25 protein-coding genes are annotated in these 22,451 nt (G+C 69.1%); 14 read left to right on the top strand and 11 right to left on the bottom strand.

Features of this window, described 5'->3' with window-relative positions; all coding sequences use genetic code 11:
* Positions 1-38: 38 nt before the first annotated feature.
* Positions 39-743, bottom strand: coding sequence for a hypothetical protein (locus AB0G04_RS19595; RefSeq protein ID WP_360984160.1), 705 nt, complete (start codon positions 741-743; stop codon positions 39-41).
* 327 nt (positions 744-1,070) lie between these two features.
* On the opposite strand from AB0G04_RS19595, the gene AB0G04_RS19590 reads away from it, so the two are divergent.
* The 7 genes from AB0G04_RS19590 (at position 1,071) to AB0G04_RS19560 (ending at position 6,404) form a co-directional block, all read left to right on the top strand.
* Positions 1,071-1,361: a DUF1540 domain-containing protein gene (locus tag AB0G04_RS19590; protein WP_106323506.1), complete on the top strand. Its 291-nt coding sequence runs from the start codon at positions 1,071-1,073 to the stop codon at positions 1,359-1,361.
* Between the two features lie 167 nt (positions 1,362-1,528).
* Positions 1,529-2,278: an NUDIX domain-containing protein gene (locus tag AB0G04_RS19585; protein WP_360984156.1), complete on the top strand. Its 750-nt coding sequence runs from the start codon at positions 1,529-1,531 to the stop codon at positions 2,276-2,278.
* A 123-nt stretch (positions 2,279-2,401) separates the two neighbouring features.
* Positions 2,402-2,623, top strand: coding sequence for a type II toxin-antitoxin system VapB family antitoxin (locus AB0G04_RS19580; protein ID WP_360984153.1), 222 nt, complete (start codon positions 2,402-2,404; stop codon positions 2,621-2,623).
* Positions 2,620-3,033, top strand: a complete 414-nt coding sequence (locus AB0G04_RS19575) for a PIN domain-containing protein (protein WP_360984150.1) — start codon at positions 2,620-2,622, stop codon at positions 3,031-3,033. The genes AB0G04_RS19580 and AB0G04_RS19575 overlap by 4 nt, the downstream gene beginning before the upstream one ends.
* Before the next feature lie 195 nt (positions 3,034-3,228).
* A complete protein-coding gene (locus AB0G04_RS19570; protein WP_360984147.1) occupies positions 3,229-4,257 on the top strand; it encodes a molecular chaperone DnaJ in 1,029 nt (342 codons plus the stop codon).
* Positions 4,258-4,266: 9 nt separating this feature from the next.
* A complete protein-coding gene (locus AB0G04_RS19565; protein ID WP_360984144.1) occupies positions 4,267-5,223 on the top strand; it encodes a hypothetical protein in 957 nt (318 codons plus the stop codon).
* Complete coding sequence (locus tag AB0G04_RS19560) at positions 5,220-6,404, top strand: adenylosuccinate synthetase (protein WP_360984141.1); 1,185 nt, start codon at positions 5,220-5,222, stop codon at positions 6,402-6,404. Before AB0G04_RS19565 ends, AB0G04_RS19560 begins: the two co-directional genes overlap by 4 nt.
* Here the strand turns inward: AB0G04_RS19560 and AB0G04_RS19555 are convergent.
* Complete coding sequence (locus AB0G04_RS19555; protein WP_360984138.1) at positions 6,401-6,835, bottom strand: nitroreductase family deazaflavin-dependent oxidoreductase; 435 nt, start codon at positions 6,833-6,835, stop codon at positions 6,401-6,403. The two genes, AB0G04_RS19560 and AB0G04_RS19555, sit on opposite strands and share 4 nt — an antisense overlap.
* Positions 6,836-6,960: 125 nt before the next feature.
* Between AB0G04_RS19555 and AB0G04_RS19550 the strand changes: the two genes are divergently transcribed.
* The 3 genes from AB0G04_RS19550 to AB0G04_RS19540 are packed head-to-tail and all read left to right on the top strand — an operon-like array spanning position 6,961 to position 10,050.
* Positions 6,961-8,700, top strand: a complete 1,740-nt coding sequence (locus AB0G04_RS19550) for a S8 family serine peptidase (RefSeq protein ID WP_360984135.1) — start codon at positions 6,961-6,963, stop codon at positions 8,698-8,700.
* A 37-nt stretch (positions 8,701-8,737) separates the two neighbouring features.
* Complete coding sequence (locus AB0G04_RS19545; protein WP_360984132.1) at positions 8,738-9,337, top strand: sulfite oxidase-like oxidoreductase; 600 nt, start codon at positions 8,738-8,740, stop codon at positions 9,335-9,337.
* Positions 9,307-10,050 carry a ferredoxin reductase gene (locus tag AB0G04_RS19540; protein ID WP_360984129.1) on the top strand — a complete coding sequence of 248 codons (744 nt, stop codon included), beginning with the start codon at positions 9,307-9,309 and terminating at the stop codon, positions 10,048-10,050. The genes AB0G04_RS19545 and AB0G04_RS19540 overlap by 31 nt, the downstream gene beginning before the upstream one ends.
* 63 nt (positions 10,051-10,113) lie before the next feature.
* On the opposite strand, the gene AB0G04_RS19535 is transcribed toward AB0G04_RS19540, so the two are convergent.
* From AB0G04_RS19535 to AB0G04_RS19515, 5 genes are read right to left on the bottom strand one after another with little or no spacing between them, the layout of a single operon-like run.
* Positions 10,114-12,183, bottom strand: a complete 2,070-nt coding sequence (locus AB0G04_RS19535; protein ID WP_360984126.1) for an alpha-galactosidase — start codon at positions 12,181-12,183, stop codon at positions 10,114-10,116.
* On the bottom strand, positions 12,180-13,496 hold the full coding sequence (locus AB0G04_RS19530) for an extracellular solute-binding protein (RefSeq protein WP_360984123.1): 1,317 nt from the start codon (positions 13,494-13,496) through the stop codon (positions 12,180-12,182). Before AB0G04_RS19530 ends, AB0G04_RS19535 begins: the two co-directional genes overlap by 4 nt.
* 39 nt (positions 13,497-13,535) lie before the next feature.
* Entirely contained in the window at positions 13,536-14,369 is an 834-nt protein-coding gene (locus tag AB0G04_RS19525; protein WP_360984121.1) for a carbohydrate ABC transporter permease, read from the bottom strand.
* Positions 14,366-15,229 (bottom strand): sugar ABC transporter permease, encoded by an 864-nt coding sequence (locus AB0G04_RS19520; protein ID WP_360984118.1) that lies wholly within the window; start codon positions 15,227-15,229, stop codon positions 14,366-14,368. Before AB0G04_RS19520 ends, AB0G04_RS19525 begins: the two co-directional genes overlap by 4 nt.
* Positions 15,226-17,196, bottom strand: a complete 1,971-nt coding sequence (locus AB0G04_RS19515; protein WP_360984115.1) for a beta-galactosidase — start codon at positions 17,194-17,196, stop codon at positions 15,226-15,228. Before AB0G04_RS19515 ends, AB0G04_RS19520 begins: the two co-directional genes overlap by 4 nt.
* Positions 17,197-17,330: 134 nt before the next feature.
* Here AB0G04_RS19515 and AB0G04_RS19510 point away from each other — a divergent pair, with 134 nt between their 5' ends.
* Positions 17,331-18,350, top strand: coding sequence for a LacI family DNA-binding transcriptional regulator (locus tag AB0G04_RS19510; protein WP_360984112.1), 1,020 nt, complete (start codon positions 17,331-17,333; stop codon positions 18,348-18,350).
* A gap of 134 nt (positions 18,351-18,484) precedes the next feature.
* Here AB0G04_RS19510 and AB0G04_RS19505 read toward each other — a convergent pair whose 3' ends face one another.
* The 3 genes from AB0G04_RS19505 to AB0G04_RS19495 all read right to left on the bottom strand — a co-directional run bounded on the left by AB0G04_RS19505 (position 18,485) and on the right by AB0G04_RS19495 (position 19,856).
* Positions 18,485-18,655, bottom strand: coding sequence for a hypothetical protein (locus tag AB0G04_RS19505; protein ID WP_360984109.1), 171 nt, complete (start codon positions 18,653-18,655; stop codon positions 18,485-18,487).
* Positions 18,656-18,731: 76 nt separating this feature from the next.
* Positions 18,732-18,947, bottom strand: a complete 216-nt coding sequence (locus AB0G04_RS19500) for a DUF2795 domain-containing protein (protein ID WP_360984106.1) — start codon at positions 18,945-18,947, stop codon at positions 18,732-18,734.
* A gap of 75 nt (positions 18,948-19,022) precedes the next feature.
* The gene (locus tag AB0G04_RS19495) at positions 19,023-19,856 is read right to left on the bottom strand and encodes an SDR family NAD(P)-dependent oxidoreductase (protein WP_360984103.1); all 834 of its coding nucleotides are present in this window, start codon (positions 19,854-19,856) and stop codon (positions 19,023-19,025) included.
* 92 nt (positions 19,857-19,948) lie between these two features.
* Here AB0G04_RS19495 and AB0G04_RS19490 point away from each other — a divergent pair, with 92 nt between their 5' ends.
* Positions 19,949-20,518, top strand: coding sequence for a CGNR zinc finger domain-containing protein (locus tag AB0G04_RS19490; RefSeq protein ID WP_360984100.1), 570 nt, complete (start codon positions 19,949-19,951; stop codon positions 20,516-20,518).
* Between the two features lie 122 nt (positions 20,519-20,640).
* Here the strand turns inward: AB0G04_RS19490 and AB0G04_RS19485 are convergent, their stop codons facing one another.
* Positions 20,641-21,015 (bottom strand): hypothetical protein, encoded by a 375-nt coding sequence (locus tag AB0G04_RS19485; RefSeq protein WP_360984097.1) that lies wholly within the window; start codon positions 21,013-21,015, stop codon positions 20,641-20,643.
* A gap of 244 nt (positions 21,016-21,259) precedes the next feature.
* Between AB0G04_RS19485 and AB0G04_RS19480 the strand changes: the two genes are divergently transcribed.
* Both AB0G04_RS19480 and AB0G04_RS19475 read left to right on the top strand, forming a co-directional pair.
* Positions 21,260-22,033 (top strand): SGNH/GDSL hydrolase family protein, encoded by a 774-nt coding sequence (locus AB0G04_RS19480; RefSeq protein ID WP_360984094.1) that lies wholly within the window; start codon positions 21,260-21,262, stop codon positions 22,031-22,033.
* 63 nt (positions 22,034-22,096) lie between these two features.
* Positions 22,097-22,438, top strand: coding sequence for a PLD nuclease N-terminal domain-containing protein (locus tag AB0G04_RS19475; RefSeq protein ID WP_360984091.1), 342 nt, complete (start codon positions 22,097-22,099; stop codon positions 22,436-22,438).
* Positions 22,439-22,451 lie beyond the last annotated feature (13 nt).

Genomic DNA, 22,451 nt, shown 5'->3' with positions numbered 1-22,451 from the left:
CCGGGCAGGAGGCGGCCATTCCCGACTGTCGTCCCACCTCACTCCATCTGCCGCCACCGCTTGGCGATCGCCGCCTCGCTCTTCTGCTTGGACGGTGCGCCGTCGATGTCCACCATGACGGTGTAGACGCTCTTGTCCGCGCTCGTCCGCCAGCAGATCAGCAGGTTCGGCTTCTTGGACGGCTTCGTCTCGTTCGACAGCTTGAAGGTCTGGGAGCACCGCACGGAGCGGAACGGCTCACCGGAGCCGACCACCCAGGCCAGTTCCCGCATCCCGGTCAGATCAGCACGAGCGGAAGCGACGCGCAGCTCCTGCCCACCTTTCTGGACTGAACCGATCTTCTTGACGTCGATTTCCGGCACGACGGCGGTGAGGCTCTGCGGGAGGGGACGTTTGACCGGCACACCACGTTCGGCACCGGCCTTCTGCGCACGAGCCACGCGCTCCTTGGCGCTGTCCGGCTGGGCCTTCGCCTTCTCGCCGGCCTCATCCGGCTCTACCGCCTCCACGCCGGCCGACCCGGGAATGCCGCCGCCGCGTATTTCCCCGTTCTCACCGGGTTCGCTGGCGGCCTTCGGCGACGCGTGCCGTGCCGGGTCGTCGTCCAGAGCCATGAACACACCGGCGCCGGCCGCCAGTGCGGCCAAGGCGCCGGCTGCGGCTATCGCCTTCTTGCGCCGTGGGCCGCTCCCCGTCCTGGCCGATTCCGCGGTCCTCGTCAGGTCTTCGTCAGGTTCGCTCATGATCGTTCCTTATGATTCGCCGCCGGACGGGTCCGCCCCGGGACGGACCCGACTTCCAGAAGCTCATCCTAAGCAGCCCAAAAGGTGCAAAATAGCGATTAGTGACTGTCTTGATTGCGACGAGCGTCGATAGGTGCTTCACCGCTCGCACCCAGCCGGCAGATATGCGGCAGTTTTATATAAGGATGGCTAACCTAATAAAGCGAAACTTAGCCTTGCCTAACAATTCTTGCTTTTCTAAGAATGTCCCGGCAAGAACGTGTAGAAGCACAAAATAATGGTTAGATTTCTCCGGAGCATCGTAACCCTGGCCAGAGGAGAACCGTCGTGACCCAGATGATGAACATGCCCCGCGTCCAGACCTGCACCGTCACGGACTGTGGCTACAACCATGACGGCTGCACCGCGTTCGCCATCACTATCGGTGAGGTGAACTCGGAGTGCGGCACATTCGTGGGGTCCGGGCTCTCGGGCGGAATGGGTATCGCCACCGCTCAGGTCGGCGCCTGCAAGCGGGCCGACTGCAAGTACAACAAGGATCTCGAGTGTCAGGCTCCGGCAATTACCGTGGGCGCCTCGGCGGACAAGGCCGACTGCCTCACCTACGAGCACAGCTGACCGATTCCGTCCATTGACCCGTCGCCTCGCCAGCCGCGAGACGGCGGGTTTCTCGTGCGCGGGATTGACGACCCAGGCCTGGCGATCTAGGTTCACCTCATATTGAGTAAGACTCGGGTTGAGATGCACTCGGGCGAAGCGAACGATTGAGCCAGAAGGACGAAGCGATGGATGAGACGAGCTTCCTGGCGGGATATGACCCCCGGAAATACGCGGCGGTGGCGGTGACCGTCGACGTGGTGGCGCTGACCATCCGCGACGGGCGGCTCTGCGTGCTTCTCGTCGAGCGCGGCGCTCAGCCGTTCGCCGGGCGCCGAGCCCTTCCCGGCGGCTTCGTCAAGGAGGAGCCGCTGAATGCGGCGGCGCTGCGCGAGCTGGCTGAGGAGACCGGCCTGACCCCCGGCGCGGGAGAGCTGGACCGGGTTCATCTGGAACAGCTCGGGTCGTACGGGGATCCCGGTCGCGACCCCCGGATGCGCGTCGTCTCGGTCGCCTACCTGGCGTTCGCTCCGAGTCTGCCCGAGCCGACCGCCGGCAGTGACGCCGCGCGCGCCTACTGGGTATCGGTCGACGAGGCCAAGGACCTGGCGTTCGACCACGACACGATCCTCGCCGACGGGCTGGAACGGGCGCGGGGGAAGCTCGAGTACACGCCGCTGGCGACCGCGTTCACCGGACCCGAGTTCACGATCGGTGAGCTTCGGCAGGTCTACGCCGCAGTGTGGGGCGAGGAACTGCACGCCGGCAATTTCCACCGCAAGGTGCTGTCGGTCCCGGGGTTCGTGGAGAGCACCGGCGAGACGACGGCGAGAGGCGGGGAGCGGGGCGGGCCGAAGGCGAAGCTCTACCGGGCCGGTGACGCCCGGCTGCTGCACCCAGCCTTGCTCCGCCCCACCAGGGAGGAACCGGTGAGATGAGCGGGTTTCCGCGAGCCGTCGCACTCCGGATCCGCGTCGACGGGCGGCCCGCTCAGCACGGGTGAGCGGGCCGACGATGTTGGTAACGTGTTACCTACTCCAACATCGCCACCAGGAGGATCGATGGCCGTCACGCAGATCGATCTGGATGACGAGGCGCTCGCTGAGGCGATGCGGCTGTCCGGGGCGAAGAGCAAGAAGGAGACGGTCAACCTGGCGCTTCGTGAGTATGCCGCCCGTCATCGCCGGATCGCGGCGCTCGACCACCACGTGGCGGCCGCCCGAGGATGGGACTACGAAGGCTGGCAGGAACTGCATCGCGCGGACAAGGCACCGACCGAGTGATCAGATACCTGATCGATTCATCGGCGGTCTGGCGGATCCTTCGGGACGATGCCTTGCGGGAAGCATGGGCCGCCGTCATCTCGGACCATGCCATCGGATCGTGCCGCCCGCAGCGCACCGAGTTCCGCCGCTCGGCTCGCGGACGGGATGAATTCGAGGCGATGACCTCGATGTTTTCCGACCTCTATCCGGATGTCGCGGTACCCAAGAGCGCCTGGCAATGGATGGATTCGGCACAGTACCGCCTGATGCGGGCTGGCGCGCATCGCGCGCTCTCCTGCGTGGATCTTCTGATCTGTGCCTGCGCCGCCGTCGGCGGGTTGACCGTCCTGCATGACGGCAATGACTTCGTCACCGCAGCCCGGCATCTTCCCGACTTGTCCGAGCGCCGCGTTCTCGACCTTCCCTGACCTGCCGTTCGGGCAGGCCGGCCCGAGGCGCAGGCCGGAATACGCCGCCGGCCACCGGAAGGCCGGCCGAACCTCCGGCATCGAGGGCGTTGACGGGCATTCACAACCGCGCTACGTTGTTCTCAGATGGAGAAATACTCACACCTAGAAGGACTCGGGCAAGGGGAACGTCCGACCGGGGAGGACCGCGTGCCGATGAGCGAGACGACGGCCAAGACCGAGAATCACATGCCCGGCGGCGCCAGGGCCGGAGCGGCTGCACCGATGACGTTCGAGCAAGCGGTGTCCCGGATCCGCGTGGCGCGGAGTTCCGCGGACCTGACCGGCGGCGGGGCGGCCGGAGGTTCCTCGTACCGCAGATGGGCGAAGCTCGTCCACCCGGATGCCGTGAGCCCGTCGCAGCGCGCGACCGCGACGGACGCCTTCGCGAAACTCTCGGCACTCTACAAAGTCCGGGCCGAACACAGGGACGACCTGGTGATCCAGGGACGCCGCCGGGCGTACCGCATGGGGAAGGTTTTCGCGAAGGGCGACATCGCCGAGCTGTACGTGGACGGCACCGCGGTGATCAAGGTGCCGCGCAATCCGGGCGACAGCGACCTGATGGAGACCGAGGCGAACGCGCTGCGCAAGCTGTGGGCCAACGGCGACCCGAGGTTCCGCCCCTACGCCCCGCGCCTGATCGAGTCGTTCGTCCACGAGGACGACCAGCGCCGGCGGCGCCGGATCAACGTCGTGGAAAACCAGCGCGGCATGATCAGCCTGGCCGAGATCCGCCGTGAGATCGATCCGCGGGACGCGGCCTGGATGTGGCGGCGGCTGCTGACCGCGATCGGCTGGGCGCACCGGGCCGGCGTGGTCCACGGGGCGATTCTTCCGGAGCACGTTCTGATCCATCCGGAGGAGCACGGCCTGGTTCTTGTCGATTGGTGCTATTCAGGGCATCGACCGGAGGCGATAGTGAAGGCGAGGCTCGCCCACTATCCGCCGGAGGTGCTCCACGATCACACTGCCGGACCCGCCACTGACATCTACATGGCGACGGTGCTGATGACGCGGCTGATCGGGTCGCGGATCCCCGTCTCGCTGCGGCGGTTCGCCGCGGGTTGCATGTATGACGCGCCGCGGATGCGGCCGCAGGACGCCTGGGTTCTGCTCGGCGAGTTCGACGACCTCATCCACCAGCTTTACGGCCCCCGCAAATTCCGGCCGTTCGTTCCTTAGGAGGACAAAATGGGAAGCGGACACTGGTCCACCGACGTCTACTCGGCGGCCGCCAGCTATCGGGCGGCGAGCGGGAAGAGTGCCTTCGCGTACAGCGACTCGGGCGCCCGCACGGTTCACCCGGACCTGGACCCGGACGGCGTGTTCATGCGGGAGAGCCGCGACAGCGACGAGCACCCGTTCAGCACGCCGATCGCGGTGCTGTTCGACGTGACCGGTTCGATGGGCAACGTGCCGCGGGTGCTGCAGACCAAGCTGCCGCAGCTGCTGGGCCTGCTGACCCGCAAGAACTACGCGGTCGACCCGCAGATCATGTTCGGGGCGATCGGCGACGCCACCTGCGACCGGGCGCCGCTGCAGATCGGGCAGTTCGAGTCGGACAACCGGATGGACGACCACCTCGCGAAGATCGTCCTGGAGGGCGGCGGCGGCGGACAGAAGCACGAGTCGTACGAGCTGGCGCTCTACTTCATGGCCCGGCACACGATCCTGGACTCGATGGTGAACCGGGGCCGGCGCGGATACCTGTTCATCATCGGCGACGAGATGCCGTACCCGCGGGTCAAGCCGCGCGAGGTGAAGGCCGTGATCGGCGACGACCTGAGCGAGCCGATCAGCACCGAGGCGATCCTTGCCGAGCTCAAGCGCAAGTACGAGGTCTACTACATCCTGCCGACGGCAGCGCACCACAGTGGTGACCGCGAGGTGCTGTCCCGCTGGCGCAAGCTGCTCGGGCAGAACGTGCTCGAACTCGACGACCTGGACGCGGTCTGCGAGACGATCGCGCTGACGGTCGGCCTCGGTGAGGACGCGATCGACCTGGACGAGGGCATCGCCGACCTGACCGACGTGGGTTCGCGGGCCGGCGGTTCGGTCGGCCGGGCGCTGGCCCCGCTGCAGCGGCCGTCGATGGTGCGGTCCGCGCTGGAGATCGCCGGCGGCCCCAGCGGGAACCAGCGGCTGTGACCTCGGAGCACATCGCTGTCGTCGACCTCGGTTACGGCGACGCCGGCAAGGGCACGGTGGTCGACTTCCTCTGCGCCTCCCAGGAGATCAGGGCGGTGCTGCGGTTCAACGGGGGCGCGCAGGCCGCACACAACGTGATCACCGAGGAGGGGCGGCATCACACGTTCGCCCAGTTCGGGTCGGGCACGCTGCGCGGCGTCCCGACCCACCTGACCCGGTTCGTGGTGGTCGACCCGCTCGCCCTGGCGAGCGAGGCGAAAGCCCTGGGAAGCCCGTTCCACCTGCTGACGGTCGATGGGGATGCCCTGCTCGCCACTCCGTGGCATCGGGCCGCGAACCGGCGGCACGAGACCGGGCGCGGTGCGGAACGGCACGGTTCGTGCGGCATGGGCGTGGGCGAGACGATGGCGTACGCCGAGCAGCACCCGGACGCCCCGCGAGTGAAGGACGTGCTCTCACCGTCGCGGCTGCGGCAACGGCTCGCGGCGGTGCGGGACGCTCTCGGCGACTGCGGGGTCCCGCTTGCTGACGTGGTGGACGCGTTCACCGCTTTCGGGGAGACGGTCCGGATCGTCTCCGGCGAGTACACGGACCGGCTTCTCGCCGCCGGCAATTGCGTCTTCGAAGGCGCGCAAGGGGTGCTGCTCGACGAGTGGCGCGGCTGGCACCCGCACACGACCTGGTCGACCACGACGTTCGACAACGCGCTGGCGCTCTGCCCTTCGGTGCGGCGGCTCGGGGTGGTCCGCACCTACACGACCCGGCACGGTGCCGGCCCCTTCGTGACCGAGGACCGGACGCTGGACCTGCCCGAGCGGCACAACGGCCGGGACCCGTGGCAGGGCGCCTTCCGGACCGGCCACTTCGACGCGGTGGCGCATCGTTACGCCGTGGAGGTGGCCGGCGGCGTCGACGCTCTGGCGATCACCCACCTGGACGTCCCGGAACTCTGCCCGGACCTGCGGATCTGCACCTCGTACGAGGGCGGCTGGGATCGGATCGAGCCGGGTCCGGCGCGGGACCTCGATCACCAGGAGCGTCTGGGCGCCCGGCTGCGGCAGGCCAGGCCCGGCCGGATGTATCGGCCGGACGACTGGGCTGCCGCCATCTCCACCCATCTGGGTTCTCCGGTACTGCTGGAGTCGTACGGACCGCTCTCCTCGGAGAAGAAGCTCCGTTAGGCCGGCGTCAGGAGGAAGACCGGGATGACGCGGTCGGTCTTCTTCGTGTACTCGTTGTACTGCGGGAAGGCGGCCGCCGCCCGGTCCCACCACAGCTGCCGCTCCTCGCCCTCGAGTTCCCGGGCGACGTAGTCCTGCTTGAGCGGGCCGTCCTGAAGCTCGACACGTGGGTTCTTGCGCAAGTTGTGGACCCACACCGGGTGTTTCGGCGCCCCACCGAGCGAGCCGACGACCGCGTACTCCCCGCCGTGCTCGACCCGCATCAACGCGGTCTTGCGCAGCAGCCCGGTCTTCGCGCCGACACTCGTCAGCACGATGATCGGCTTGCCCATGATGTCGTTGGCCTCGGCACCGCCGGTGGCCTCGTACTTCTCTGCCTGCTTGCGCGCCCAGTCCGAAGTGCTGGGAGCGTACTCACCCGTCAACGGCATGATCCCGACCCTACCCGTCGCACCCGGCTTGCACCCGCCCCGAGCCCGGTTCGCACTTCTCGGGCCCCACCTTTGTCGCAACAGGGCCGCCACGGACGGCGGCCCGCTTCGAAGGGCGGAACCACATGCGGATGCCGGTGCGGCGCAACTTCCTCGCTGTCGGGATCGCGGCGGTCACCGCCGCCGCTCTGGGGGCGTTCGCGCTGCCCGCCGGGAGCCAGGCGTTCAGCCCGGTCTCGTACAGCCTGGCCCTGCCGGCCACCGTCTCCGCGGCCGCCCCGGTCCGGATCGTGACGACCAGCCTGGACGCGAGCGGCCGCCCGGTCTTCGCCGTTCAGGAGGCCACCGACAAGTCGCACGCCAACCGGATCGCCCAGACCGCCCGCGCGCGGAAGAACACGGTCGCCGTCGAGGTGGACGTCCCGGTTCGGGCCCTCGGCGCGTCGTCGGAGGACGAGTACAGCGAGCAGCAGTGGGGTCTCGAGAAGATCAGCATGCCGGCCGCCTGGGAGAGCAGCACCGGGGCCGACGTGGTGGTCGCGGTCGTCGACACCGGTGTGGACGGCGTCCACCCCGACCTGGACGGCCAGGTCCTCGGTGGATACGACGCCATCGAGGACATCGAGGGCGGCGACTGGGACGGCAACGGGCACGGCACCCACGTGGCCGGCATCGTGGCGGCGGTCGCCGGCAACGGTGAGGGCATCGCCGGAGTCGCCCCGGGTGCGAAGATCCTGCCGGTCAGGGTCCTGGACGCCGACGGCAGCGGGTACGTCTCGGACACCGCCGAGGGCATCGTCTGGGCCGCCGACAACGGCGCCCAGATCATCAACCTGTCGCTCGGGTCGGACACCGCGACCGAGGCCGAGGAGGCCGCCGTCGCCTACGCCGTGGAGAACGGCGTCACGGTCGTGGCAGCCGCCGGCAACGAGCGCGAGGACGGCAGCCCGACCAGCTACCCGGCCGCGTTCGACGGGGTCATCGCGGTCGCCGCCACCGATGCGCGGGACGAGGTCGCCGAATACTCCAACCGTGGTGAGTACGTGGACGTGGCCGCGCCCGGCAGCGGCATCCTCAGCACCTACCCCGCCGAACTCTCCGAGGACGGCGGCGGATACGCCGAGCTCAACGGCACGTCGATGGCGTCGCCGCACGTCGCCGCGGTGGCCGCGCTGATCAAGGCGGTCCAGCCGGACATCACGCCGGACGGCATCCAGAAGGCCCTCCAGAGCTCGGCCGTCGATCTGGGTGACGACGGCTTCGACTCCGACTTCGGGTACGGGCGGATCGACGCCGCGGCCGCGATCGAGGCGGCCGGCGGCGGCGGTGACGGCGGCGACGGGGAACGCATCACCCCGGAACTCGCCGCCGACGAGGGCGGGCTCGTCGGTTACGGCAGCAAGACCAGCACCGAGTTCCAGGTCACGGTCGACGGCGAAGGAATCGGCGGCCTGCCCGGCGAGGCCTGCGTCTCGGTCGGCGGCGGCTGGGACTGCGAGGAGGTGGAGGGCGACGAGGACGGCTACTACGTCGTCGACCACGTCGCGACCGGCGCTTTCCAGGTGCGGCTCACCGTAGCCGAGAACGAGGTCGCCGAATCCGTGTCCGGCAGCGTCGGTTACACCGTCCGGGCGCAGGTCTCGGCCAAGAAGTCGGCCAAGGGCACGATCACGGTGAAGGCCGCCGGTGCCGCCGGACAGAAGATGACGCTCCAGCGGAAGGCCGGCAGCGGCTGGAAGACCGTCAAGGCCCTTCCGGTCAAGTCCAGCACCAAGATCACCGGTCTGGCCGCGGGCAGTTACCGCGTGGTGGTGGCCGCGGCCAAGACGGTCCAGGGCGTGACCAGCGGCACGGTCAAGCTCTGACGCTTTTTCGTGGCGCCGTGAGGTTTACTCGTACCCCATGAGCATCATCTCCCGGGGTTTCGGCGGGCGGCGGCGAGAGCCGTCGCCCGACCTGCCGCCCGGTCAGTACCTCGCGCACGACTTCCCGGTGCTCTCCGCCGGGCCGACACCGCGGATCCCGCTCGACCGGTGGAAGTTCACCATCGTCACCGAGGCCGGCGAGAAGCACACGTGGGACTGGGCGGAGTTCACCGCCCTGCCGGCCGAGGAGATCACGGTCGACATCCACTGCGTGACCAAGTGGTCGAAACTCGGCACCACGTGGAAGGGCGTCTCCCTCGACACGCTCTTCGAGGACGTGGAGACCGCGGGCGACTTCGTGATGGCACACAGCTACGGCGGCTACACCACGAACGTCCCCCTCGAGGACCTGCTCGACGGCAAGGCCTGGATCGCCTACGAGTACGAAGGCGAGCCCCTGCACCCCGAGCACGGCGGCCCAGCCCGGCTGATCGTCCCGCACCTGTACTTCTGGAAGTCGGCGAAATGGGTCGACGGGCTGCGGATGATGCACGAGGACGAACCCGGGTTCTGGGAGGACGCCGGCTACCACATGTACGGAGACCCGTGGCGCGAGCAGCGGTATCACGGAGACTGACCTGGCAGGTGGCCACGGTCGTGTCGGCACGGTGGGAGACGGGCTCGGCTCGTACCCTGGTGCTGGACGTCCCCGGCTGGCCGGGCCACCTTCCAGGTCAGCACATCGACATCCGACTCACGGCCGAGGACGGCTACCAGGCCCAGCGCAGCTACTCCATCGCGTCGGCCGGGCCGGGTCACGTGGAGATCTCGGTGCAGCGGCTGGAGGACGGTGAGGTCTCGCCGTACCTCACCGACGTCGTCGAGGCCGGCGACCAGATCGAGATCCGCGGGCCGATCGGCGGCTGGTTCGTGTGGCGTTCCGCGTCGGCGGCTCCCGTGGTGCTGGTGGCCGGCGGGTCCGGGATAGTGCCGCTGATGGCGATGATCCGGGCACGCGGTCAGAAGGCGGGTCGCCAGCCGTTCCGGTTGATCTATTCGGTACGGACACCCGAGGACGCCCTCTACGCCGACGAACTACGCCGCCGCGCCATTTCGGACCCCGGCCTCGACGTGCATTTCGTCTACACGCGCCGCGCCCCCGACGGGTGGCCGCACCCGGTGAAGCGCCTGGACGTGGCCGTGATCAACACGCACGGCTGGCCGCCGGACTTCCAGCCGGACTGCTTCGTCTGCGGCCCGGACTCGTTCGTCGAGGTGGTCGCCGACATTCTGGTCGCTCTCGGCCACGACCCGAAACGCATCCGCACCGAACGCTTCGGCGGCACCTGACCCCCACCTGCCCCTACCCGCTGTCTCAGCGCAGCTGAGACAGCGGTGGTGTCCAGCTGGGGTTTAGGACAGTTCGAGCAGGAGGGCCTGTTCGGGGGTCAGGAGCGGCGCGGGCAGGCCTGCCTCGGCGAGGAAACGGCCCGGGAGCGTGACCGAGCCGGCCGTCATCCACGCGGGCGGGGCGTCCTGCATGTAGCGGGGCGGAGCGCCGATCGGGCGGACCGTGTAGTCGCGTTCGGGGTCCAGGCCGGGGAATCGGATCGGCGGGGGCAGGGCGGCGGCCGGGGTACCGACTGTCACCAGGGCGAACACCGCGTGGGTGCGGTCCTGGGCCACCACGCCGTGCAGCAGGTGGGCCGGGTCGGGCGAGTCGGCGCGGACCACACGGCCGGAGTGCAGCAGCGGGCGCAGGCGCTTGTGTTCGGCAATCCACGCGGCGATGTCGGCGCGTTCGGCGGGTGAGGCCGTGGTCAGGTTCCATTCGATGCCGGCGCTGCCGAACAGGGCGGTGGCCAGGCGGAACCCGAGCGCGGACGTGCGGCCGGTGACGTGCGCGGTGCCGGCACCGAGATGACCGCCCAGGTATTCGGGCGGGATCAGGATCCCGGTCCAGCGCTGGATGGACTGCCGATCCAGCGGATCGTTGGTGTCCGAGGTCCAGAACCGGTCGATCAGCGGGAGGATGCCCAGGTCGATACGGGCACCGCCGGAGGCGCAGCTCTCGATCTCGACGTGCGGGAACGCCTCCTTCAGTTCCGCCAGCAGCCGGTAGAGGGCACGGGTCTGCCGGTGCGCGGCGCCGGGGGTGAGCAGGTCGCGGTTGTGGTCCCACTTGAGGAACGTGATCGGGTACTCGGTGAGCAGTGCGGTCAGGCGTTCCAGCAGGTAGTCGTAGGCTTTGGTGAGGTCGAGGACCCGCTGCCAGCGCCAGGTCGGTCCGGCGGCGGCTCCGGGGCCGGCGGAGCTGCCGGGAGCGACGGAAGGGCCGAGGATCCAGTCGGGGTGGGCGGCGGCCAGGGCCGAGTCGGGGCTGATCATCTCGGGTTCGACCCACAGGCCGAACTCCATGCCACGCTCGCGCACGTGGGAGATCAGCGGATGCAGCCCGTCCGGCCAGACGCCGGGGTCGACGTGCCAGTCGCCGAGGGCCCGCTTGTCGTCGCGGCGGCCGGTGAACCAGCCGTCGTCCAGGACGAAACGCTCGACGCCGACCTCGGCGGCCGCGTCGGCGAGACGTTCCAGCGCGGGCAGGTCGTGGTCGAAGTAGACGGCTTCCCAGGTGTTCAGCACGACCGGGCGAGGCAGTTTCACCGGGGACGCCGACCGGAGCCACGGGTGCAGGCGGTCGGAGAGCCCGTCGAGTCCGGCGTCCGAGTGGACCGCGATCAACCAGGGCGTCTCGTACGAGTCACCGGGCGCCAGCCGGATCTCGCCGGGGGCCAGCAGTTCGCCGGCGCCGAGCACCTGGTAGCCGAGTGCGGACCGTTCGGCCCAGATCCGCTTGTCGCCGCTCCAGGCCAGGTGGACGGCCCACACGCGGCCCTTGCGGAAGCTGAAGCCGGGCTCACCGGCGACCATCAGGAAGGCGTCGTCGTGGCCGGGGCGGCCGTGCCGGCTTTCCCGGCTCCACACGCCGTGCCGGAGTGGAGCGCGCTGCGGCTGCCGTTCGTGCGACCACAGGCCGGTGAAGTCGAGCAGTTCGGAGGCTTCGGCGGGGATGGGGAGCAGCATGTCGAGGTTCGGCACGGTCAGCTCGGCATCGCCACGGTTGGTCAGGCGGTGCCTCAGTCGCAGGACGCCCTGCTCGGACATCCCCAGCTCCGTGCACACCTCCTGCGTGCCGTCGGTGCTCGTAGCCCGTACCGAAATAGTTTGATCTTGAAGTTGGGCCTCGGCCGTCCGGAAGTGGCCGCCCTCCATCGCGGGTCGCCCGGTCCATCCCTCGGCGAGCGAGGGCAGAAGCGACAACCGCAGCGGTACGTCGATCGAGCTCGGCGGCACGGCCGGGACGAAAAGATCGGCGGGAATGTCCGGGCCGCCCAGGTCCGGGCCCCAGTGGAGTATCGACGCGGCAACGCCGCGGGCGTCCAGCACAAGGCTGGTGCCCGCGGCGCGCAGGTGGAACACGGTCATTCGGCGACCGGGATGGCCTGGGACTTCAGGTTCTCGATCGTCTTGGTCTGAGTGGTCTTGAGCGCGTCGAGCAGCGTGCCGGAGCCGGACACGGCGCCCTTGAAGCTGTCCGAAGCGGTGGCGTAGGTGCTGGTCATCGTCGGTCCCCAGACGAAGTCGGGCGCGACCTGGGTGGAGGCCGTCGCGAAGACATCGTAGATCTTCTGACCGCCGTAGAACTCGACTCCCTCGGACAGCGCCGGCAGCTTGGCGCCCGCCTTGGTCGCCGGGTACAGCTGCGCCTCCTTGTTGAGCAGCGTCAGCGCCTCCTCGGAGGTGTTCAGCCAGAGAGCGAACTTCGCGGCCTCGTACGGGTGCTTCGAGCCCTTGAACACCGCGGTGGCCGAGCCGCCCCAGTTACCGGCGACGGTGCCGCCGGCGGTCCACTGCGGCATCGGGGCGACCGCCCACTTGCCCTTGGTGGCCGGTGCACCGGACATGATCGAGTTGGCGCCCCACACCGCGGAGGTCCAGGTCCACGCCTGGCCGGTGTTGTACGCGTTGTCCCACTCGGTGGTCCACGGCGGAACGCTGGAGACCAGCTTCTTGTCGATCAAGCCCTGCCAGTAGTTGGCGACCTTGGTGGTGGCCTCGTCCTGCAGGTTGACCGTCCACTTGGTGCCGTCGTTGGCGAACCAGCGGCCGCCGGCCTGCCAGGCGAAGCCGGCGAACTGGTTGATGTCGCTCTGCGAGAAGTTGGTGATGTAGCCACCGGCGGCCTTCACCTTCTCGGCGGCCGCGGCGTACTCGTCCCAGGTGGTCGGCACCGGGATCTTGTTCTTCTCGAACAGGTCCTTGCGGTAGAACAGCGCCATCGGGCCGGCGTCCTGCGGCACGCCGTAGACCGAGTTCTGCTCGCCGAACGTGACCTGACCCCAGGTCCAGTCGACGAACTGGTCCTTGGCGGCGGTCACCTCCGAGCAGTCGGCCAGGTTCGTGAGGCCGTCCTGGACGCGGAAGCTGGGCAGCGCGTCGTACTCGATGTGGCCCAGGTCGGGGGCGTTGCCGGCCTTGAGCTGGTTGAAGAAGTTGGCGTAGGTGCCGCCGTTGCCGTTCGGGCCGGTCTGCACCTTGACCTGGATGTTCGGGTTCTTCTCGTTCCAGACCTTCACCACGTTGTCGATCCCGGGGATCCAGGTGGTGTAGGTCAGGGTGACCGGGCCGGACGACGGGGCGCAGGCGGCCGCACCGGCCGTGGTCTCCTCCGCGTCGCCGCCGGACGAGCAGGCGGTCAGGGCGAGTGCCGAAGCCAGGGCGATGCTGAGCGATCGCATGGGTGGACGCACTTTGATCCTCATTTTCTTGAAGGGGGATTACTTGATGGCGCCGGAGCCGAGGCCGTTGCGCCAGAAGCGCTGCAGAAGCAGGAAGGCGATCACCAGCGGGACGATGGAGACGAGAGCGCCGGTGAGCACGAGCATCCGCAGCTCGGGGATCTGGTTCACCTGGGTGTTCCAGGAGTAAAGGCCGAGCGTGACCGGGAAGAGCTTCTCCTCGCCGAGCATGATCAGCGGGAGGAGGAAGTTGTTCCAGACGGCCACGAAGTGGAACAGGAAGATCGTCACCAGCGCCGGGAACATCAGCCTGGTGGAGATCGTGAAGAACGTGCGGATCTCGCCGGAGCCGTCCAGGCGGGCGGCTTCGAGAAGCTCGTCCGGGACGCTCGCGGTGGCGTAGATCCGGGCCAGGTAGACGCCGAACGGGTTCACCAGGCTGGGCAGGAAGACCGACCAGAAGGTGTTCGTCGCCTCGAACTGGCTGAAGATCAGGAACAACGGCAGGGCAAGGGCCGTGGCGGGTACGAGGACGCCGCTCAGGACGATGTTGAAGATCGCCTCGCGGCCGGGGAAGCGGTACTTGGCCAGGGCGTATCCACACATGGCGGCCAGCAGGGTGCCGAGCAGGGCGGCTCCGCCGGTGTAGACGACGCTGTTCAGCATCCAGCGCAGGAACACGCCGTCGCCGTAGGCGAACAGTTCCTTCAGGTTGTCGATCAGCGCGAAATCGGCGAACCAGAGGGGGGTCGTGCTGGTGAACTCGCCCCGGGTCTTGGAGGCCGCGACGAGCAGCCACCAGATCGGGACCAGGAAGTAGAGCGTGGCCGCGCCCATGACGAGCATGGGTGCGATGCGGTTCGCGTTCTTCACTTGTCGCCTCCCCGCTGAGTGATCTTGAGGAAGCCGAAGGACAGCAGGCAGGTGGCCAGGGCCAGCACCACCGAGAACGCCGCCGCCAGGTTGAAGTTGGGAACCGACGAGGTGGAGTACACGGTCAGGTTCGGCGTGTACGTGCTGGAGACCGCGGAGCTGAAGGTGCGGAAGACCGCCGGTTCGGCGAGCAGTTGCAGGGTGCCGATGATCGAGAAGACGGTGGTCAGCACGATCGCCGGCATGACCAGCGGAATCTTGATGGACCAGGCCGTACGCAACGCGCCGGCGCCGTCGATCTTCGCCGCCTCGTAGACCTCCTGCGGGATCGCCAGCAGCGAGGAGTAGATGATCAGCATGTTGTAGCCGACATAGACCCAGGTCACGACGTTGGCCATGGACCAGAGCACGAGGTCCGCGTCGAGCAGGTCGACGGCGCTGGTGATCGCGGTGAACGGGGACAGGTTCGGGGAGTAGAGGAAGCCCCACATGATCGCGGCCACCACACCGGGCACCGCGTACGGCACGAAGAACGCCAGCCGGAAGAAGCGCCGGCCCTTGACCAGACCCGAGTCCAGCAGCAGGGCGAAGACCAGGGCCAGGCCGAGCATCACCGGCACCTGCACGATGCCGAAGAGCAGCACCCGGCCGATCGACTCCCAGAACGGGCCGTCGGTGAAGACCCGCTCGTACTGGGCCAGGCCGCCGAACACCTCGGTGGCCTTGCCGAACGTGCCCTGGCGCTCGACCTTGTAGAGCGACTGCTTGATCGCGTACAGGATCGGGGCCAGGTAGAAGGCCGCGAACAGCAGGGTGAACGGCAGGATGAAGAAGGTCAGTGCCTTCCCTTTGCCCTTCATGAGGTTTCCTCCCGGACGACCCCGACGCCGCCGCCCCGGACTGTCAGCACCCCGTCGACTTCCTCTCCGGTGATCAGGTCCGTGCCGCGCGCGGGATGGTGGACGGTGTCCGTGCCGTGGTTGATGACGAAGAGGTAGCTGCGGCCCTCTCCGCGACGGCGCACCACCTCTTTGTCGGACTTGCCGGCTGTGCTGCCGGCCGCCTCGCTCAGGATCTCCGACATATCTGTCTTGGTGGCTACATACCAGGCGGTCCCCGCACCGAAGTCGTTACGCGTGATCGCCGGGACGCCCGCCATCGGCCCGTCCTCGTAGGTCGCGATCACGGACGCCGTCGTGGTGCGCAGGCGCTCGGTCCAGAGCGTCGCCGCCTGACCGTTGCTCAGGGTGACGGTGTCGCCGGGCTTGAGCGGGGCGAACTCCTCGGCCAGTACCCCGAGCACGTCCCGGAATGCCCCCGGGTAGCCGCCGAGCCGGATCCGGTCGCGCTCGTCGACGATCCCGCTGAAGTAGGTGACCACCAGACGTCCACCGCCGGCCACGTAGTCGGCGATCGCCTGCGCGTCGGTGTCACTGACCATGTACAGACCGGGCACCACGACGAGCTTGTAGCGGCTCAGGTCGGCGTCGGGAGCGATCACGTCCGTGGTCACACCCAGTTCCCGGAGCGCCCCGTGAGCCGCGTGCACCTGGTCGAGGTAGGTGACCGCCTGCGACGGCCGGGCCTCCCCCTCGGCCGACCACCACGACTCCCAGCTGAACAGCAGGGCGACGTCGGCCTCGACCTCGGTGCCGGCCACCTCGCCGATCCGGTCCAGCGTCTCGGACAGCTTGAGCACCTCACGCCAGGCGACCGTGTCGGTGCCGGCGTGCGGCAGCAGTGCCGAGTGGAACTTCTCCGCGCCCTGGGCCGACGCCCGCCACTGGAAGAAGCAGATCGAGTCGGCACCGCGGGCCACGTGCGTCAGCGAGTTGCGGATCATCTCGCCGGGAGCCTTGGTCAGGTTGTGCGGCTGCCAGTTGACCGCGCCGGCCGACTGTTCCATCAGCATCCACGGCCGTCCGCCGGCCAGGCCGCGGGTCAGGTCGGCGGCGAAGGACAGCTCGGCCACCGGGTCGCCGAGGCGATGGTCCAGGTAGTGGTCGTTGGCGATGACGTCCATCTCCGGCGCCCACGACCAGTAGTCGAGGTTGCGGATGTGTGCGGTGACCATGAAGTTCGTGGTGACCGGTACGTCCGAGTGCTTGCGCAGGATGGCGGCCTCGGCCCGGTAGTGGCCGAGGAGTTCGTCGGAACTGAACCGCTGGAAGTCGACGAGCTGGGCCGGGTTGCGCAGCGACAGCGCGAGCCGCGGCACCTGGATCTCGTTCCAGTCGCCGTAACGCTGGCTCCAGAAGGAGGTGCCCCACGCCTCGTTCAGCGTCTCGATCTTGCGGTAGCGGCCGCGCAGCCAGTTCCGGAAGGCCTCGGCGCTGGTGTCGCAGTAGCAGAGGGCGTTGTGGCAGCCCAGTTCGTTGGAGACGTGCCAGAGGGCGACGGCCGGGTGGTTGCCGTACCGCCGCGCCACCCGCGCGACCAGGTCGAGAGCGCGGTCCCGGAACACCGGAGAGCTCGGGCACCAGGCCTGCCGGCCACCCGGGAAGCGCGTCGTGCCGTCCTCGGCGACCGGCAGCACCTCGGGGTAGAGGGTGGTCAGCCACGGCGGCGGCGACGAGGTGCCGGTGCCCAGGTTGATCCGGATGCCGTGCGCGTGCATCAGCTCGACGACCTCGTCGAGGTCGTCGAACCGGTACTCGCCCGGACCCGGCTCGAGGTTGGACCAGCCGAAGATGTTGACCGCGACCAGGTCGACCCCGGCCCGCCGCATCAGGGCGGCGTCCTCGCGCCAGACGTCCGGCGACCACTGTTCGGGGTTGTAGTCGCAGCCCAGGCTGACGCCCGGAACCGGCATACGCACGCTTTTCATAGAACTCCTGGTCAAGGAATGTGTGCACGTGCACACATTTCCGTGAGCCTAAACGGCGGTTACGGATGTGTGAACGTGCACACAGTAGGACTGGCCTGCGAAGAGGTCAAGAGCCCGGCGGCTACTGTGATCCCATGTCCCGGCCTCAGCCCCAGAAACGCGCCACGGTGCACGACATCGCGGCCGCGGCCGGCGTCTCCCGGGGCACCGTGAGCCGCGTCCTGAACGGCGGATACGTCTCCGCCGAGGCGCGAGCCGCCATCGAGACGGCGATGAGCGATCTTGGATACGTACCGAACAACGCGGCACGAGCCTTGAAGATGCGCAGGTCGCAGGCGGTCGCGTTCGTCGCGCTCGAGCCGCACTCGCTCTTCCTGGACGACCCCAACATCGGCTCGATCATGCTCGGCGCCAACGCCGCGCTGTCGCTTGCCGACCACCAGATGGTCAGCCTCGTCGTCGAGTCGGCCCGCGACACCGAACGCGTCTCCCGCTACCTCAGCGGCGGCTTCGTCGACGGCGCCATCGTCGTCTCGGCCCGCGCCCACGACCCGATCATCAAGGTGATCAGCGACCTGGCGCTGCCCGCCGCGTTCGTCGGCCACCCACCCGACCTCGACCAGCACATCCCCTTCGTCGGGATAGACAACGTCGGCTCGGCCCGGGCCATCACCGAACACCTCGTCACCAGCGGCCGCCGCCGGATCGGCATGATCGCCGCCGCCCTCGACCGCGACTCCGGCATCGACCGGCTGGCCGGCTTCCGCGCCGCCCTCGGCCCCCTGTTCGACGAGACCCTGATCGCCGACGTCCCGCACTACGACTACGGCTCCGGCGTCAAGGGCATGCGCGACCTGCTCGGCCGTGACCCGTCCATCGACGGGGTCTTCGCCGCCTCGGACGCCATCGCGGCCGGCGCCCTGGAAGCCCTCCGCGAGGCCGGCCGCAGCGTGCCCGGCAACGTCGGCGTCGTCGGCTTCGACGACAGCACGTGGGCCGTCCGCTGCCAGCCCCAGCTCACCACGGTCCACCAGCCGGCCAAGGAGATCGGCTCGTGCGCGGCCCAGCTCGTGCTGCGCCAGCTGCGCGGCGAACATCCCGATGCGGGCGGCCAGCTCCTGCCCACGCCCCTGGTGCTGCGCGACTCGGCCTGACTTCCCCCTCCGGTACGGCCGGCGAGCCGGCTCCACGATCAGGTTCGGTGTGCACCGGCCGCATCGGTCGCACGCAAAGGGCTCCGGGGAGGACCCCGGAGCCCGGACTGCGGTGAGCTGAACTGCCGCCCCGTTCAGGACTTGCCGCCGCGTGGCGTGTCCTCCTGCCTCCTCTCCTGCTTGGTGTGGTGGTCCCGCTGCTTGGAGGCGCCCTGGCTGACGCCCGCCTCACTGGCGCTCATGCCGTGACGTTTCGCCTCACGAACGGCCGCCTGCTGCTTCTCCTGATCAACACTTTTCGACACGGTTACCTCCTGGATCGCTGCGAATGGGGTTCTGCCGCCGCCGGCCGGTACACGCCGGGCCGCTGCCGCCGGTGCTCTAACCCGGCGTCTCGTCCGGGTCGAGGTCGACGGAGCTACGGATCTCCGAGATGTTCCGGTAGGTCGCCAGCGGCATGCCGCGCAAGGCCCGGACCGCTGCCGAATCCTGCTGGGCGCCACGTCCGGTGGCGTGCTGGACGATGGCGTCCTTGTCCGCCGGGAAGTCGAGATCCTCGAGCAACTTCTGTACTTCGGCGAAGGTGTCTGTGCTCATGGCGGCCGCATACCCGCAGGCAGGGGATACACACACCGGCCGGACCAGCCTGCCGGGCCCGGACGCGAGCGCCGCTCAGGCCGCCGGACGCACCCGTCCGGGGCCCGCCGGATGTGCGCCGTCCAGGTCGCGCAGGCGGGCGTTCAGTGCGGTGCGCATGCTCTCGGCGCCGGTGGTGCCGATCGCCAGCCGCAGGGGTGAGCTGTCGGCGTCGACCGCCCCCATGACGGCCTCGGCGATCTGTTCCGGTGCGGCGAACGCGGCCGCCGGCATCTCGCCGATGGCCCGGTGAACCGCGCGGACGGTCTCGTCGTAGTCCCCGATCGGTTCGGCGACCCGAAGGTTGGCCAGGAAGTTCGTGGCAGTGAACTGTGGCTGGACGATCGTGACGCGGATGCCGAGCGGGGCGACCTCGGCGGCGAGCGCGTCAGCGAGGCCCTCGACGGCGTACTTGGTGGCGGCGAGCAGGCCCACCCCGGCGTGAGCGGACTGGCCATAGACGGACGACCCCTGCAGGATGTGCCCGGACCGCTGTGCCCGCAGGACCGGCAGGGTCGCGCGCAGCACATTGAGAACGCCGAGGACGTTGGTGTCGAAGATGGCCCGGGCCTGGCCGTCGTCCGCCTCCTCGACCGCTCCGAAGAGACCGTAGCCCGCGTTGTTGGCGACCACGTCGATGCGGCCGAACGCCTTAACCGTGCGCTGGACGGCCGTCCGGATCGAGGCCTCGTCGCGTACGTCGGCGGACGCGGCGAGCAGGTTTGCCGGGAACCGGCGGGCGAGGTCGTCGAGGCTGTCGACGGTACGAGCAAGCGCGGCGACATTGTCCCCGCGCCGCAGCGCGGCCACCGCAAGCTGATGGCCGATGCCGGAGGTGGCGCCGGTGATGAACCAGGTCTTCGTTGTCATGTTGCGACCGTAACGGTTTAGCCAGCAACACACAACCGCCCAGGTGCGGCCTCCGTTGTGTTCGATACGAGTTAGCGGGGTATGCTCGCGGCGTGACTGACGGGAACGGCCGACGCAGCCCTCTGATCGCGCCGCCGCAAGCGGCGCTCGTCCTGGACTTCGTCAACACCAAAGCCGACGGTGGCCACGACGAGCGTCTCGGCGACGCGGCGGACCTCGAGCGATGGCTGGCCGGGGCCGGGCTGATCGAGCCGGGCACCGTCGTCACGGCCGCCGACGCCGCCGCCGCACGCGAGCTGCGCGACGCCGTGGTGACTGTGCTGCTGGCCCACTCCGGGGAGGCCGGGGCCGAGCTGCCCGCCGCGGAGAGTCACCTGCGCCGGGCCGCTGCACTCCATCCGCTGATCCCCGTCATCAGCGCCGGCGGCCTCGCGCTCGTCTCCGGGCAGGCCGGAGTCCCGGCGGCGTTCGGATCGATCCTGGCAGCCGTCGCGGACATCGCGGCCACCGATCGGTGGGGCCGGCTCAAGGCCTGCCGCAACCCACCGTGCCATTTCGGATTCTTCGACCGCACCCGCAACGGGTCCGCCACCTACTGCAGTCCCGGCTGCGGCTCCCAGGTCTCGATGCGTGCACTACGCCGGCGGCGTCAGAGCGGCTGACACCGCGGTCCACTACGGGGTGCGACCGCCCCGGCCGAGACCTTCCTCGAGGTCCCGCAGATGGGGTCGCGACCTGACGAGGCTGACTAGGCAACTCCCGGCCGCGGAAGCTGCCTGCAGGATCAGCCACGCCGCCCGCGGAAGCGCTGGGCGATGCCCGGCGGCGGGGGCGGTGGCACGTGGCGGCGGACCGCCGGTGGCGCGGAGCGGCCGATCGGGCGATCGTAGTCGGCCGTCGCGATGGCCTCGACGGCCTCGTCGTCGGTGAAGTCCTCGGAGCCGGGGATGGAGTCGACGAAGCCGACCAGCACGCCGTCGCGCATCACCTGAGCCTTGAGGGCGGCACTGCCGTCGTCGCCCCAGAGTGCCTCGCGGCCGTCGGGCAGCACGATGCGGACGGCATAGCCGGATCGGCCGGCGCTCGGCAGTTTCAGATGGGCGAACACGTCACGTGCCCGCAGTCTCTCCACCAGTCGGCGGGCCCGGCTCTCCTGCATGATCCGACGCTAGCTCGCGGATCTGGACGCACGCTGAAGATCTGCTTGACGCGCCGGGCGAGGCCTTTCGGACGCAGCGCACACGAAACATGACCTAGTGCGATAACCGCAGGTCACATCGACGCATGTTACTACTTCGTAACCGGAATTTCACCGGATTCCTTTTCTCGGATACCCGGCCTACTCTGCGGTAACCGAAGCGCTTCGGTCCCCGGATCCCCACGCGGAACATCGGAGGCCATCGATGAGAATCGTCAGTGTTCTCGTCACCACGTCCGTCCTGAGCCTCGCCCTCGCCGCACCCGCCCAGGCGGCGAGCAGCATCGATTACGTCGCCCTCGGCGACTCGTACTCCTCCGGCGTCGGCGCACCCGGCCAGTCCGGCACGTGCCTGCGCAGCAACAACAGCTACGGCCCCCGGTGGGCCGCAGCCAACAGTCCCGCCTCCTTCCAGTTCCTGGCGTGCGGCGGCGCCGTCACCGACGACGTCCGCACCAAGCAGGTGCCGGCCATGCGCGACGGCGCAGACCTGGTCAGCATCACCATCGGCGGCAACGACGCCGGTTTCGCGCCGACCGTCCTGACCTGCCTCACCTCCAGCGACTCGGCGTGCGCCGCCAAGGTGAACCAGGGGAAGACGTACGTGGCGAACACGCTCCCCGGCAAACTGGACGCCACCTACGCCGCCATCCGGGCGAAGGCACCCGGCGCCCGGGTCGTGGTGCTCGGCTACCCGCTGATCTTCGACACCTCGTCACCGATCTGCGAGATGAGCACGGCCAAACGGCGATCCCTCAACGACGGCGCCCGCGTCCTCGACGAGATGATCAAACAGCGTGCCGAGGCGGCCGGGTTCGTCTTCTCCGACGTACGAGACGAGTTCACCGGGCACGGGGTGTGCTCCTCCCGGCCGTGGCTCAACGGGCTGACCATCGTCCCTCCGCAGAACTCCTACCACCCCAACAGCAGCGGGTACGCCAGCGGATACCTGCCGGCCCTGAACGGATCCGCCGGCTGAAGCAACTCACCGGCACCGTGGGCGGACCGGTACCGCCGCCCACGGCAGCCAGGATTGCTCCCCATGGCCCGACTCAACACGCTGCTCTTCCTCTTCGTCGTCGCGCTCAGCGTGGTGGCCCTGATCGACTGCCTGCGTACCGAGCGGTCACTCCTGCAGTCGTTCCCGCGCGGGGCGTGGACCGTGCTCATCCTGCTCTGCCCGGTCTTCGGGGCGCTCGCCTGGTTCCGTGCCGGACGCGTCGTACCGGGCCGCCTGGCCCCGTCGACCGCCACCGCCCAGCCCAGTCCCACCGCCCCCGGCGCCAGCGGCCGCACTCGCCCGGTCCGCCCTGTCACCCCGATCGGCCCCGAGGACGATCCCGAGTTCGTCCGCATGCTCGCCGAGACCGTCCGCAAGCCGTGACCGCATCCGGCTG

This window comes from Actinoplanes sp. NPDC023801, assembly GCF_040639655.1.
Lineage (GTDB): Bacteria > Actinomycetota > Actinomycetes > Mycobacteriales > Micromonosporaceae > Actinoplanes.
The sequence above is the reverse complement of the archived record's forward strand: the minus strand, read 5'-3'. Positions and strand labels throughout refer to the sequence as shown.